Origin of the sequence: Chitinophaga polysaccharea (assembly GCF_007829335.1) — a bacterium.
Taxonomy (GTDB): Bacteria; Bacteroidota; Bacteroidia; order Chitinophagales; family Chitinophagaceae; genus Chitinophaga; species Chitinophaga polysaccharea_B.
In genome coordinates this window covers 14241-28426 of the sequence record NZ_VIWO01000015.1, presented here as the reverse complement: position 1 = coordinate 28426, position 14186 = coordinate 14241, and the positions used below count along the sequence as shown (strand labels likewise).

Here is a 14186-nt window from a genome sequence, read left to right as displayed (position 1 = left end):
ACTTTTTTTGCTGTATAATTACTTGCTTATAATAATTGTTTTATAGGTTGCCTGGTATCCGCCCCAGTAGCCTAATGCGCCGGGAATATTTCCCAATATTTTCATGGGCGATGAAAATGGATTCCCATTACTGTTAAATGCAAAGTCGAGTGTTCGCCAGAAGTCCCACGTTGCTTTGTCAATATTACAAAACTTGAGGGTTACTGTATCACCCGTGTTGAATAATGCATAAGTAGTAGCATTCAGCCGTTCATTTTTATTCACGCCGGCGTCCAGGGGAATTTCAAATGTTGTGCCGTTCACCAGCTTATCATCCAGTACAGAAGTGAGTCCGGGTAGAAATGTTTCGCTATTCCGGCTGGTAAAGTAGCGGGCATAGTTGCCAAATGCCGGTGCATCAGTGATTTTCACCCATAGGCGCACCTTATTATCGTACCCGTCTACCACAACGGAGTTGTACCACATAGAGTCTAGTTTCATTCCCGCAGCGGGTATGGTTGTCACTGCCTCGTATGTCTTATTGTCAGCACTAATCTTTAACGTATAGGTACCTGACACTTTTCCTGTAAAGAGGTTGGCAGCCGGCTGGTTGGTATCTGGTACATATGCAAAGAGCTTTAGGTTACCGGTATCTACGGATTGTTCTACCAGTTTCATGGTTTTGCTGCCGTCGGAAACGGTGACGGTGGCGTTATGCACGAAGGAGTTTTGCAGGGTAGCCTGATCTATCCGGGAAAAATAGCCGAGGCTATTGGTGAGTATTACCAGGGGATAGGTCCCATCTTCGATCCGGCCTTCCACTACCAGTTGCGGCGCCTGCTGCGGCAGGTGAACGCTGATATCTTTTTCACAGGCGGAAAAGATCAGTGTAAGCAACGGGAAGAAGAGCCAGTTACGCATAGACTGCAAAAATAAGGGGTGTGTAGTAAATAAGAACACCGGCCATGTATTTACAAGGCCGGTGTTCTTATAGAATAAAGAGGATTAGTAGATTTATTCAACTGGTCATGCCGCGATACAGCGGTATGGCCAATGGAGCAAAAGGATTATCCCAGATATGATTTCAGAGCGCCGCTATAACGGGCTTTTTGCAGCCTTTTGATAGCACGTTCTTTAATCTGCCTGATTCTTTCTTTTGTCAGATCGTATTTCTGACCGATTTGTTCGATTGTTGCGCCGTTTTCACCATCCAGACCAAAGTAAGCATTCACAATTTCAGCTTCGCGGGGGCTCAGGGATTTCAGGACCCTGCGGATTTCCTCACGGAGTGAATCTCTCATAACGTCATCGTCAGTAATATCTCCACCTTCCAGCAGATCGCCCATGGCAACGTCTTCGGCCTCGTGCACAGGTGCATCTAGTGACATGTGGCGGGTATTGCTTTGGAAGATATTGTTAATTTCTGATTCAGACATTTCCAGGATTTCTGCGAGTTCCTCGGTAGAAGGTTCGCGCTCGTTTTCCTGTTCAAATGCCATGTAAGCTTTGTTAGCTTTATTATAGGTGCCAATTTTGTTCTGCGGTAACCTGACAAGACGACCTTGTTCTGCTAACGCCTGCAGGATGGATTGGCGAATCCACCATACTGCATAAGAAATGAATTTGAAACCTTTCGTTTCATCGAAACGTTGTGCTGCCTTGATCAAGCCAAGATTACCTTCGTTAATAAGGTCACTGAGGCTAAGCCCCTGGTGCTGATACTGTTTTGCAACAGATACAACGAAACGTAAGTTTCCTGTAGTCAATCTTTCAAGAGCCTTTTGATCGCCCATTTTAATGCGCTGCGCCAAAACGGTCTCCTCTTCGGGTGTTAACAAAGGGATCTTCGAGATTTCCTGCAGGTATTTTTCTACCGCCTGCGAATCACGATTGGTGATCTGGGTGGCAATTTTAAGTTGCCTCATATGAAAAATTGTATTGGTTTATAAATAAAATAACAGCGAAAGAAAATTTTTGTTCGAATTTTCAAAAATTATTAACTTACAAAGTTTCCCGCGCTTTTATCGTTTTCCTCAAAAATAAGTCTGCAAAGATCGTGCTAACCAATCACTCTACCAAATCCTTCTTATATTTGTCAGCCTTATAACAAAATACAGTTTTAAAACGGAATTTTATAGTGCTTTAGTCCCCATAAAAGGCTGCTTTATACAAATTTTAACAATTGATAAAGAATCATTATCAAATTAACATCTTAACTAATTTATTGGTTAAGGCGTTGCAAATTTTTCAATAAAATGATTGACTTTAGAAGCGACACTTTTACACGTCCCGGCCCTGGCATGTTACAGGCCATGTTACAGGCAGAAACCGGTGATGACGTTTTTGGTGAAGATCCCAGCATCAACAAACTGGAGGCCATGATGGCAGCCTATTTTGGCAAAGCGGCAGCCTTGTACTGCCCTTCCGGCACAATGAGTAACCAGATTGCTATTAAAGTACATACGTTGCCGGGGGATGAAGTGGTTTGCAGTAATCTTGCACATGTATATATTTATGAAGGCGGCGGCATAGCCTTCAACTCCGGCGCCCAGGTACACGCCATTATCGGCGACCGCGGCATGATCCGCGCAGCCCAGGTGGAAGCTGCCATTAACCCCGACGATGTACATAAAGCCCGTACCAGCCTGGTATGCCTGGAAAATACCTCCAACCGGGGCGGCGGATGCTGCTACGATTGGGAGGAAATGGAAAAAATCAAAGCTGTATGCCAGGAGCATGGCCTGGCGCTCCACCTCGATGGAGCCAGGCTCTTTAACGCGCTGGTAGCCACAGGGCAAAATCCGGAGCAATACGGGCAACTGTTTGACAGCATCTCTGTATGCCTCAATAAAGGCATGGGCTGCCCGATGGGTTCCGTATTACTTGGTAGTGAAGCATTTATCAAATCTGCCCGGCGCATCCGCAAAAAGTTCGGCGGCGGCCTGCGGCAAGCCGGCTACATGGCCGCCACCGGCATCTATGCCATGGAAAACAATATCGCCAGGCTCGCCGAAGATCACCTGCACGCCAAACAAATAGCCCAGGCCCTGCTGGAAAAATCTTTTGTTGGCCATATGCTGCCGGTAGAAACCAATATTCTCATCTTTGAAGTCACCGGCGACTGGACACCGCAATACTTTGCCGACTACCTTAAAAGCGAAGATATCCTGGTAATGCCCATCTCCCCTACACAGGTCAGAATAGTCACACATCTCGATATTACACCGGAAATGGTAGCGCGTACCTGCGAAATAATCGCAGAAATGGCGTAGTACCGGGAGAGATCCTCATTCTTTAAATTTTCATCTCTCCCTAATCTCCGTTATTTTTGCAACCTTATATTATGAATAGCATGGAACTCTCGAAAAATTACCTGCCGGCATCGGTGGAGGAAAAATGGTACCAACAATGGATGAACAAAGGCTACTTCCGGTCTAAACCGGATGGCCGTCAACCTTTTACTGTCGTCATCCCCCCTCCCAATGTGACCGGGGTATTGCATCTTGGCCATACGCTCAATGAAACCGTACAGGATATCCTGGTGCGCCGTGCCCGTATGAGCGGATTCAATGCCTGCTGGGTACCGGGCTCCGATCACGCGTCCATTGCTACTGAAGCGAAAGTGGTAAATATGCTCAAGCAGGAAAAAGGAATTGAAAAATCCCAGCTTACCCGCGAAGAGTTTCTCAAACATGCCTTTGAATGGAAAGATAAATATGGTGATATCATCTACCACCAGATAAAAAAGCTCGGCTGCAGCTGCGACTGGGACCGGGTTACCTTTACCATGGATGATCATTACTATAAAGCGGTAATCACCGTTTTTATTGATCTCTATAAGAAAGGAGTGATTTATCGCGGTGCACGTATGATCAACTGGGATCCCAAGGCAAAAACTGCATTGAGCGATGAGGAAGTGGAATACAAAGACATACAGGGAAAACTGTATCATGTAAAGTATGCCATCACCGACGCCGCAGGCACGCCTACCGGCGAGTTCATTACTATCGCCACCCAGCGCCCTGAAACCATTATGGGCGATACAGCTATCTGCGTAAATCCCGAAGATGAAAGGTATACACACCTGAAAGGTCATTTTGCTACTGTGCCTTTAGTAAACCGCCGCATACCGGTAATATTTGATACCTATGTAGATAAAGAATTTGGTACCGGTGCGCTGAAAGTAACACCAGCACACGATATCAACGACTATAACCTGGGCCTTAAACATCACCTGGAAATCGTAGATACCCTGAACGACGACGGTACTCTCAGTGCTGCCGCTGTTGTTTTCGTAGGTGAAGATCGCTTCGTGGCCCGTAAGAAAGTAGTTGCCGCCCTGGCTGAAGCCGGCCTGCTGGTAAAAGAACAGGAGTACACTACCCGCGTTGGCTACAGTCAGCGTAACCCTACCACCGTAGTGGAGCCCCGTATTTCCACCCAATGGTTTGTAAAAATGGCTGAAATGGCCAAACCAGCCCTGGATGCAGTGGTAAATGGCGATGTAAGAATACATCCCGGTGACCGCTTCCTGGCTACCTACAAATACTGGATGGAAAATGTGAAGGACTGGTGTATTTCCCGTCAGCTCTGGTGGGGACAACAAATACCTGCCTGGTACGCACCGGATGGCACTTTTGAAGTAGCTGCCACTGCTGCGGAAGCAGTCACGCAGTTTGCCGCCCGCAATATTACCCTCAGCGCAGCAGAACTTAAACAAGATGAGGACTGCCTCGATACCTGGTTCAGCTCCTGGTTATGGCCAATGGAAGTATTTAATGGTATTTCCCAACCTGGCAACGAAGATATCAACTACTACTACCCTACCTCCGTATTGGTAACTGGTCAGGATATTATCTTCTTCTGGGTGGCCCGTATGATTATGGCTGGCCTCGAATATAAAGACGTGAAGCCTTTCAGCGACGTATACTTTACGGGTATGGTACGCGACAAGCAAGGACGTAAAATGAGTAAACAGTTAGGTAACTCTCCCGATTTGCTGGAACTGATCCACTCCTTTGGCGCGGATGCCGTACGTTTTGGTATCATGATCTCCTCTCCTGCCGGTAACGACTTACTCTACGATGATGCCAGTTGCGAACAGGGACGTAACTTCTGCAATAAAATATGGAATGCCCTGAAGCTGGTGAAAATGTGGGAGCAACGCCAGGAAAATGATAGCGCTGCGGAAGCTGCCATCAATAACTTCGCCGTAAAATGGTTTGAAAGCAGGCTGAATGAAGTACAAGCTGAAGTAGCTGCGCTGCATAAAGATTTCCGTCTCAGCGAAGGACTGAAAGCCATCTACAGCCTTGTCTGGGATGATTTCTGCAGCTGGTACCTGGAATGGGTGAAACCTGGTTTTGAACAACCTATCGCTGCTTCCGTATATAACAAAACGGTTTACTTCTTCGAACAACTGATGCAACTGCTGCATCCATATATGCCGTTCATTACAGAGGAAGTATACCAGCAGTTAATAGTTCGCAGCGACGATGATTCCCTGATGATGAAACAATTTAGCACACCTGCGGCACCGGTACATGCTACCCTGCTGGAAGGAGCGCTGGCTAAAGAAGTGATCACCAGCATCCGTGACGCACGTAATAAAAACCAGATTAAGCCGAAAGATCCGATTGTACTGCACGTAGAAACCAAACACGACAATACCTTCAAACAACTGGAAGGTATGCTCGTGAAACAGGTGAATGCATCTGCTATTCATTATGTACAGGAACCAGTACCTGGTTGTATTACAGTGGTTATCGGTAAAGATAAATTTTACCTGGGTACTGAAACCGAGTTGGATACCACTACACAGAAAGCCACGCTGCTGAAAGACCTGGAATACCTGAAAGGCTTCCTGGTATCTGTGGAGAAGAAGCTTTCCAACGAAGGTTTTGTACAGAAAGCAAAACCTGAAGCGGTAGAAGCAGAACGTAAGAAAAAAGCAGATGCCGAAGCAAAAATTTCGGTGATCGAGGAAAGTTTAAAATCCTTATAATTTTTATGATCGCCCGGTCGTTACTATACCGGGCGATTTTTTTATATCCCGGTACTATCATGCAAAAACACCTGTTACTTAGTTGCTTACTCTCCGCTGTTGCCATGCCGGTATTTGCGCAAACCCATAAAAAAGTTTCTGCCGCTACCACTACCGCTGCCAGCAACAAAAGACCCATGAAGCTGCGTAGCAGCTGGGGTATTTACCTGAGCGATACCCTGCCTAAAACGGAAGTAACCAAACTACTGGATTCTGCACTGGTAGTAAGAGATGAAAAAAATAACAAGTACCCAGTTATTTCCTTTGCTTTTACCTACGAAAAGCATGAGCCTTATCTGAATGATACTACCGGCCAACCGGCCATCTATAAAGATTTTACGGGAGATAATTTTAAATCACCGACCCTTACTCCGCTCTGGAGCAAAGGCCTGAAGGAATCTTTGCAATCAGGCGATGTCTTATACTTCGATGAAATCATCATCAAATATGCGGAAGAAAAATACTACAAAGCGCCTTCCATCCGCATTAACGTTAAATAACTCAATAATTAAATAATTGCTGGATCGGGATTATAAAATCCACGCGGTTCTGCGCATTGTCTACCGGATCTTCATCGAACAGGTGACTGAAACGTACCCCGAATGTGAATGGCAGCGCATTACCTAAACGCGTGTCCAGGAACAATTCGGTACCTGCAGAGGTAAAGCGGGTATTGACATTCTGTTGGTAAAAATTAGCTACACTATAATCATAAAACAGGTTGGCCCGGATACGGCTAAAGTAGAGCAATTGTGCAAAGCCCCAGTGGGGATAGGCCAATGGCAGGTGATAATTCGCGCCTAGCTTATAAATACGGGTATATAACGGCGTATTATACCCCCTTGCATATACGAAATTGTCGGTGAAGGTATAATTGAATGACTTGTCCCTTTGCTGGAAAGCTCCCTGCAACACCAGGTTATGATTGTGCCATAACCCCGGCAGGTACTGATCTAACCGCCCATATAGCTGTTCTGCAAATAAGCCGGTAATAGAATGGTTGTACTGCAAGGCCAGGTATTGACCAAAATGGGTAAAGATATTCTGCGTACCCTTGACGCGTTGATTACTGAAGATAATGGAATTGGAGAGGAACTGTAAATCATTTCCCTTGTATTTACTATCCAGGTAACGGTGGCGGATATTATAGTTACTGCCAAAAGACAGGCTGCGGCTGTACATGCCGGCAGATAAATTGAGCGGTATGCTGAAACCCAGGTAAGCGGTAGCCTCATTCCAGTATACTCTTTGCCGGTTCTGATCCAGTCCGTTGCGATTAATGGTATAGTCGGCGCCCAGGTACAGCACCGGGAACCAACCGGCAAAAGTAAATCCAGCGCCGATATTGGAGCTTTCCTCATTCCGGTTATAAGTATACCCAATCGTGGTATTGGTGGTACTTAATATATTTTCGCCGATAAGGGAGATGCCATAATCCGGGTCATTGAAAGACGGCACCCAGCTGTGGAAGTTAAACGGATGGGTAAACTGGGCATATTTCTTTACTGGCAGCGAATCCCGAGGCACGATCTCCAGGATGTTACCGCCCTCTTTAAACTCAGGATGCAGCCAGGCGCTGCGGCTTTCACCGGATACCTGCTTCCAGTTATTTTCATCTAACGCCGCGTGGTATAATTTATATCCTTTAATGGTAAACTCACTGAAAACGAGACTATCGCTGTTATGATCAATAGCCAGGTGCATGGCGCTATTTCCCCGGTCGGTTACTTCATATACCTTCCGGTCTGATAACGTCATGGCATATACGTTATTCACATCTTTATATCCTGCAGTAAAATAAACGGTATCGGCTTTCACTACCGGGATGCCCAGGGCGGTATAACTGAAAGGTGTTAGCACAGTGCTTTCTCCGGTGGAAAGCGATTGCCGTACCAGCGCCATCTCCCCCTTGCTGTTGCGTACGGCGGTGATCACCGCTTGGTCGCCAGCGGCGAAGCGGGGATAGGTATAATACCAGTTTTGCGGATTGGGCAATTGTTTTTCTATCTTACCGGTTTGGGTATTAATCAATTGTAAACTGTATTGCATGTTGGGAGAGGTAGTTACAGCAACCACCAGTTGCCCGTTTTCGCTGATATCCGGAGAGAAGAATTTTCCCCTGGCGGAGATGGTTTTCGTTTGGCCACTGGCGTTATCCCAGATACGGATAACGGAGAAGTCTTTCCATCCCCAGCGGGCATCGAAGCGGGCAGCAGCCCATACGATGCGGCCATTGCGGTAGCTGAAAAAATCATCGTACACGATGCCTGGCCTTACCAGCAGGCGCTCCTGGCCAGCTGCGTTTAGCAGGTAAAATCCAGGTACTTTATCACGGGCATCTTTAAGTATTACCCATTCGCTGTTGCCGGCGGCATATACATATTTATAGTTCGTAACCGTTTTTGCCACCGGTAATATGCCGGTAGCCGCCGTGGTATCAGGGCGGGCGGCATAGTTATTCCACAGGGGCTGGTATTCTTTGAGCATGGCCTGGTAAAAGCCGGTGATATTATAGCCGGTACGTTTCTTCAGGCTATGCGACAGGGGGTAAAAAAGTCCCCGGAAGCGCACTGCGTCTGTCGTAACATCTTTCCAAAAGGTTGTGCCATAATGTTCGCGGCCATAGCTGGTCATCAGGTACCCCAAAGGGTAATGATCCGGTACAAAGTCGCGGTACGAGCCATTACGGATTTTCATATAGGCGTAATGTTTACCTGCCAGCGACAGTCCACGGAAGCCATCGAAGAAGCCGGGGAGCCTGCCCCTGCCCTGTGGGGTGAGTGCGGTTTCCATTACCACGGCATCGCCTTCCCAGAACCAGTTGGGTACCGCAATGTTAGTAATGGCAGCCTGTCCCAGCTGGCCACCGAGAATGGAAAACACCTTAGATACGCCCTGGCGGAAATTCATATTCTGCAGTACGTGTCGGTACTCGTGTACCGACAGTTGTTCTTCCCAGTTCAGGGAGCCCAGGTCGAGGGAAGAAGGAGAAGGGGTCAGGTAAAACTCAGAGCGGAAGGGCCCAAGTTGTACGTATCCATTGGATTGCATGGTTTGGTTCTGTAAAACGATGTTTACTTTCCTTTCCAGCGGCCCAATAGAGTTACGTGTATAGCGGTTGAGGTAATGTACGATATTGGCTACGCGTTCGCCCTGGGCAGTCATGCCTTTAGGGAAGATCACCCTGACGGTATCGTTGTTGATCTGCTGCCATTTAAGCGAAGGTGGATTTCCTCCGAATTGCTGTGCTGATAAAGAAAAGGAGAGGAAAATCAGCGTAATGGCAAGGATAGCACGCATAAAAAGTGATGAATTAAATTACGAATAACGGATCTAAACAGTTGCAATAATGTATAAACGAAAATATAGTTCTTTCCTTATATAACCACAAGCATTCGTTTATATCTCTGCTTATATCTGCCATTCGTAATTTATCATCGTTGGTTGTACCGGGTTAGCACTCCGGCAAACTGATAGGAATATTAACGGCCAGGCCTCCATCGGAGGTTTCCTTGTACTTGGAATTCATGTCCTGTGCGGTTTCCCACATCGTTTTTACCACAGCATCGAGGGATACCTTTGCCAGTTCAGGATTACTTTGCAATGCCAACTGGGAAGCGGTGATCGCTTTAATAGCACCCATGGTGTTTCTTTCGATACAGGGCACCTGTACCAGTCCGCCGATTGGGTCGCAGGTAAGCCCGAGGTGATGTTCCATAGCTATTTCTGCGGCCATCAGCACCTGGCGTTGGGAGCCTCCCAAACATTCGGTGAGGGCAGCAGCTGCCATGGCTGAAGAAACGCCGATTTCCGCCTGGCATCCGCCCATGGCGGCCGAAATAGTAGATCGTTTTTTAAAGATGCTGCCTATTTCAGAGGCAGTAAGCAGGAATTGTTGAATTTTATCTTCGTGGAAACCGTCGCAGAAAGCGATGAAATATTGCAATACGGCTGGAATTACGCCGGCAGCGCCGTTGGTGGGAGCCGTTACTACCCGGCCAAAAGAAGCATTTTCTTCATTTACGGCCAGCGCAAAGCAGCTTACCCAGTCGAGCGTATAGCTAAAATGCTCTCCACCTGCGCGGATGGCAGTAATCCAGGAGCTATAGTCGCTGTAGGTGCGTCCCTGTAAGAGTTTTTTATTGAGCAAGGCTGCGCGGCGGGCTACTTTGAGGCCGCCGGGTAAGTCGCCACCGGTATGACAGCCGCGGAAAGTACATTCCTGCATGACGCGCCAGATTTTGAGCAACCCCTCACGGGTAGCTGCTTCTGAGCGCCAGGCCTGTTCATTCTCCATCACCAGTTCGGAAATGCTGTAACCTGTTTTGATACACCATTGCAGTAACTGGCGGGCAGTGTCGATGGGAAATGGCAGGTCTACCTGTTCGGCGCTACTACCGGATTCGCCTTCTTGTACCACAAAGCCACCACCAATGGAATACCAGGTGGAGGCAACTTGTTGTCCATCCTGGAAAGTAACCAGGAAGGTCATGGCATTTGGGTGAAAGGGCAATGATTCTTCAAAGAGGAAATCGATATCTTCTACGGGATCAAAGTCTATTTCATATTTACCGCCCAGCATCATTTTGCGATGACGGCGAATATCATCCATTTTAGGATTGATCTGGTTAACATCGAACGTTACGGGGTCATCTCCGGAGAGGCCGAGTTGTACGGCGATGTCGGTACCGTGTCCATGGCCGGTTTTAGCCAGGGAGCCATATAGTAATACCTGTACTTTACTGACAGTTGCTAATTTATGATCTTTTTCCAGGTCAGCCAGGAAGCGGAGTGCTGCTCTCCAGGGGCCCAGGGTATGTGAACTGGACGGGCCAACGCCAATCTTAAAAATATCGAATACGGAAATACATTCGTGTGCCACTAGTTAATTGATTTATCTGTAAAATTAACGGAAAGGCAGCGAATAAAACAACGGCGCCGCGCAAGTTTTACCTTGCGCGGCGCTGTATTGTTAACGGTCCGACACGTTATTATCTATTTGTAAAATCTTTCAGCTTAATATTAAAGATCAATACCGTGTTAGGCTGAATAGCTCCATTACCTCCTGGTCCGTAAGCATATCCGGAAGGCAGGAAGAGATTTACTTCACCCCCCTTTCCTACTTTAGGGACTCCAACGGTCCAACCCTGGATGACCTCATTTAAACCGAACTTAATGTTCTGATTGCTTTCGAAAGTAGTTTTATTGAGTAGCGTACCGACATAGTCTACTGTTACATAAGCCGCTGCATTGGGTTTGTCGGCTGTGCCCGGTGTAATCACCTGGTAAAAAATACCACCTGGTTCGTGCTGTACATTGGGAATATTATTTGCAGCAATATAGGCAACGATTTTGGCGGAATCAATGTTATACTGTACTCCCCAGTCATAGGGTGGCGTATCATTTTTTTTTGAACAGGCTACCAGTGCAAGCAGGAACAATCCTCCCAACAGAAAAACTTTCTTCATACAATTTCGGTTTCGATTATTAATATAATTAAGGTGACAAATAACAAGTATGCAATAAATGCTTTTTATCTGATACTTACTAATTCCAGGTCTGAAATCAGTACCGCATTCGGAGGAATAATACCCGGGATACCGATAGAGCCATAGGCCAGGGCAGGCGGGATGTACAGCCTGATTTTACCGCCAAGGGAAATTTTTTGTAGTCCTATCTGCCATCCGGGGATATGGTTTTTCAGTTCCCGGTGGTCGAAGTCTGTTGGACCAAAAGAGGAACCTACCGTTTCCCCGGTGAGCAGCTGGTTAGTATAGATCACGGTAGCAATAGAGGTAGCTTTCACAAAGTGAACACTGTCTCCCGGTTGAACAATCTGGTAGTACAAGCCGGAAACGTCGCGCTGAGCGGTCAGGTTATGCGAATTGAGATAATCCTGAATGATATTTTCAGCCCGGACATCTACCTGGGGCATTTGCGACATATTATCTTTTTTCAGACAGCTTCCCATTATCAGGAGGAGGCATGCGCTTACTATAAGTTTTACAGTTGTATTCATCCGCTTCTATTTACTATCCAGTGTATTAAACGGCGATTTGTCGGAAAATGTTACAATCGTTGTAGTGGGGGATAAAAAAACTCCTGACAGGGCGAACCTGCAGGAGTTTTTTTGTATAGTAATAATACAGATTAATAATCCATACCCATACCGTGGCCACCACCGCCCATTGCAGGAGCAGCAGCTTTCGGTTCTGGTTTGTCTGCGATTACGCATTCGGTAGTCAGCAGCATAGCAGCGATAGAAGCGGCATTTTCCAGTGCGATACGGCTTACTTTAGTAGGATCGATTACACCTGCAGCCAGTAAGTTTTCGTATTTCTCGGAGCGTGCGTTGAAACCAAAGTCGCCTTTACCTTCTTTCACTTTCTGTACTACGATAGAACCTTCGATACCGGCGTTAGCGGTGATCTGACGTAATGGTTCTTCGATAGCACGTTTAACGATAGAGATACCGGTTTGTTCGTCTTCGTTAGCACCTTTCAGATCGTCCAGGGCTTCGATAGAGCGGATGTAAGCAACACCACCGCCAGGTACGATACCTTCTTCAACAGCAGCGCGGGTAGCGTGTAATGCGTCATCAACGCGGTCTTTCTTTTCTTTCATTTCTACTTCAGTAGCAGCACCAACGTACAGTACAGCCACACCACCGCTTAATTTAGCGAGACGTTCCTGTAATTTTTCGCGATCGTAGTCAGAAGTAGTTACTTCGATCTGTGCTTTGATTTGTCCGATACGGCCCTGGATAGCGTCTTTTTCGCCTCTACCGCCTACGATAGTAGTGTTATCTTTATCGATAGTGATAGATTCTGCTTTACCGAGGTAAGTCAGGTCAGCATTTTCCAGTTTGTAACCTTGTTCTTCGCTGATAACGATACCACCTGTGAGGGTAGCGATGTCCTGCAGCATATCTTTTCTTCTGTCGCCAAAGCCAGGAGCTTTAACAGCAGCAACTTTCAGGGTACCACGCAGTTTGTTTACCACCAGGGTAGCCAGTGCTTCACCTTCCAGGTCTTCAGAGATGATTACCAGTGGAGCGCCTTGCTGCGCTACTTTTTCCAGGATGTGCAGGATATCCTTCATGGTGCTGATCTTTTTATCGTAGATCAGGATGTAAGGGTTAGCCAGTTCAGCCTGCATTTTTTCGCTGTTGGTAATGAAGTAAGGAGACAGGTAACCGCGATCGAATTGCATACCTTCTACTACTTCTACAGTAGTGTCGGTACCTTTTGCTTCTTCTACGGTGATTACGCCATCTTTGGTTACTTTCTGCATTGCCTGGGCAATCAGTTTACCAATTTCGCTGTCATTATTAGCGGAAATAGAAGCAACCTGTTCAATTTTCTGGGTGTCGTTACCAACACTTTCAGATTGTTTCTTCAGGTTATCCACAATTGCTTTTACAGCTTTGTCGATACCACGTTTCAGGTCCATTGGGTTAGCACCGGCAGCTACGTTTTTCAAACCTTCGCCGATGATAGCCTGTGCCAGAACAGTAGCAGTAGTAGTACCATCACCTGCCAGATCAGCAGTTTTGGAAGCTACTTCTTTTACCATTTGCGCACCCATATTTTCGATAGCGTCTTCCAGTTCGATTTCTTTCGCAACGGTAACACCATCTTTAGTTACGCCGGGAGCACCGAATTTCTTTTCGATAACTACGTTACGACCTTTAGGTCCCAGGGTTACTTTAACGGCATCAGCCAGTACATCCACGCCCTTCTTCATTTTGTTGCGGGCGTCTATATTGAAGAAAATTTGTTTTGCCATAATACTTTTTTGTAGATTTTTCTTTTAGGAATTAATGCATTATCCGGCTTTATCTTAAACGATAGCCAGGATATCTGATTCACGCATGATTAAGTAATCCTCACCTTCGATAGGAAGCTCCTGACCAGAGTATTTACCGTACAGAACAGTATCGCCAACTTTCACAGTGATCGGCTCATCTTTTTTACCAGGACCGGCAGCCACTACAGTGCCTCTTACGGGTTTTTCTTTTGCAGTATCGGGGATAATGATACCACCAGCTGTTTTCTCTTCTGCCGCTGCAGGTTTCACAATTACCCTGTCAGCTAAAGGTTTAATACTTAATTGTTTAGCCATAGTAGTTTTTATTTAAAAAAGATGTTTAGAATTAATGTTC

The 14186-nt window shown here is 46.5% G+C and carries 11 protein-coding genes; 3 read left to right on the top strand and 8 right to left on the bottom strand.

Features of this window, described 5'->3' with window-relative positions; translation table 11 throughout:
- Nucleotides 1-18 precede the first annotated feature (18 nt).
- Nucleotides 19-900 (bottom strand): DUF4249 domain-containing protein, encoded by an 882-nt coding sequence (locus tag FHW36_RS29215; protein ID WP_145674889.1) that lies wholly within the window; start codon nucleotides 898-900, stop codon nucleotides 19-21.
- A 146-nt stretch (nucleotides 901-1046) separates the two neighbouring features.
- On the bottom strand, nucleotides 1047-1904 hold the full coding sequence (locus FHW36_RS29210; protein WP_012793808.1) for a sigma-70 family RNA polymerase sigma factor: 858 nt from the start codon (nucleotides 1902-1904) through the stop codon (nucleotides 1047-1049).
- Between the two features lie 330 nt (nucleotides 1905-2234).
- Between FHW36_RS29210 and FHW36_RS29205 the strand changes: the two genes are divergently transcribed.
- The 3 genes from FHW36_RS29205 (at nucleotide 2235) to FHW36_RS29195 (ending at nucleotide 6522) form a co-directional block, all read left to right on the top strand.
- A complete protein-coding gene (locus FHW36_RS29205; RefSeq protein ID WP_145674887.1) occupies nucleotides 2235-3251 on the top strand; it encodes a threonine aldolase family protein in 1017 nt (338 codons plus the stop codon).
- A gap of 80 nt (nucleotides 3252-3331) precedes the next feature.
- Entirely contained in the window at nucleotides 3332-5983 is a 2652-nt protein-coding gene (locus FHW36_RS29200) for a valine--tRNA ligase (RefSeq protein ID WP_145674885.1), read from the top strand.
- A gap of 59 nt (nucleotides 5984-6042) precedes the next feature.
- The gene (locus tag FHW36_RS29195) at nucleotides 6043-6522 is read left to right on the top strand and encodes a hypothetical protein (protein WP_145674883.1); all 480 of its coding nucleotides are present in this window, start codon (nucleotides 6043-6045) and stop codon (nucleotides 6520-6522) included.
- Nucleotide 6523: 1 nt separating this feature from the next.
- Here the strand turns inward: FHW36_RS29195 and FHW36_RS29190 are convergent, their stop codons facing one another.
- The 6 genes from FHW36_RS29190 to FHW36_RS29165 form a co-directional block, all read right to left on the bottom strand.
- Entirely contained in the window at nucleotides 6524-9322 is a 2799-nt protein-coding gene (locus FHW36_RS29190; RefSeq protein WP_145674881.1) for a TolB-like translocation protein, read from the bottom strand.
- Nucleotides 9323-9476: 154 nt separating this feature from the next.
- Nucleotides 9477-10904 (bottom strand): L-serine ammonia-lyase, encoded by a 1428-nt coding sequence (locus tag FHW36_RS29185; RefSeq protein ID WP_145674879.1) that lies wholly within the window; start codon nucleotides 10902-10904, stop codon nucleotides 9477-9479.
- Nucleotides 10905-11013: 109 nt separating this feature from the next.
- A complete protein-coding gene (locus FHW36_RS29180; RefSeq protein WP_145674878.1) occupies nucleotides 11014-11490 on the bottom strand; it encodes an FKBP-type peptidyl-prolyl cis-trans isomerase in 477 nt (158 codons plus the stop codon).
- Nucleotides 11491-11555: 65 nt separating this feature from the next.
- Nucleotides 11556-11966, bottom strand: coding sequence for an FKBP-type peptidyl-prolyl cis-trans isomerase (locus FHW36_RS29175; RefSeq protein ID WP_186452672.1), 411 nt, complete (start codon nucleotides 11964-11966; stop codon nucleotides 11556-11558).
- A gap of 206 nt (nucleotides 11967-12172) precedes the next feature.
- Nucleotides 12173-13810 (bottom strand): chaperonin GroEL, encoded by a 1638-nt coding sequence (gene groL / locus FHW36_RS29170; protein WP_145674873.1) that lies wholly within the window; start codon nucleotides 13808-13810, stop codon nucleotides 12173-12175.
- A 54-nt stretch (nucleotides 13811-13864) separates the two neighbouring features.
- A complete protein-coding gene (locus tag FHW36_RS29165) occupies nucleotides 13865-14146 on the bottom strand; it encodes a co-chaperone GroES (protein WP_079473337.1) in 282 nt (93 codons plus the stop codon).
- Nucleotides 14147-14186 lie beyond the last annotated feature (40 nt).

Coding starts and splice junctions, on each gene's coding strand:
- FHW36_RS29215 (WP_145674889.1), bottom strand. CDS start 900: ATGCGTAACTGGCTCTTCTTCCCGTTGCTTACACTGATCTTTTCCGCC.
- FHW36_RS29210 (WP_012793808.1), bottom strand. CDS start 1,904: ATGAGGCAACTTAAAATTGCCACCCAGATCACCAATCGTGATTCGCAG.
- FHW36_RS29205 (WP_145674887.1), top strand. CDS start 2,235: ATGATTGACTTTAGAAGCGACACTTTTACACGTCCCGGCCCTGGCATG.
- FHW36_RS29200 (WP_145674885.1), top strand. CDS start 3,332: ATGGAACTCTCGAAAAATTACCTGCCGGCATCGGTGGAGGAAAAATGG.
- FHW36_RS29195 (WP_145674883.1), top strand. CDS start 6,043: ATGCAAAAACACCTGTTACTTAGTTGCTTACTCTCCGCTGTTGCCATG.
- FHW36_RS29190 (WP_145674881.1), bottom strand. CDS start 9,322: ATGCGTGCTATCCTTGCCATTACGCTGATTTTCCTCTCCTTTTCTTTA.
- FHW36_RS29180 (WP_145674878.1), bottom strand. CDS start 11,490: ATGAAGAAAGTTTTTCTGTTGGGAGGATTGTTCCTGCTTGCACTGGTA.
- FHW36_RS29175 (WP_186452672.1), bottom strand. CDS start 11,966: ATGTCGCAAATGCCCCAGGTAGATGTCCGGGCTGAAAATATCATTCAG.
- groL (WP_145674873.1), bottom strand. CDS start 13,810: ATGGCAAAACAAATTTTCTTCAATATAGACGCCCGCAACAAAATGAAG.
- FHW36_RS29165 (WP_079473337.1), bottom strand. CDS start 14,146: ATGGCTAAACAATTAAGTATTAAACCTTTAGCTGACAGGGTAATTGTG.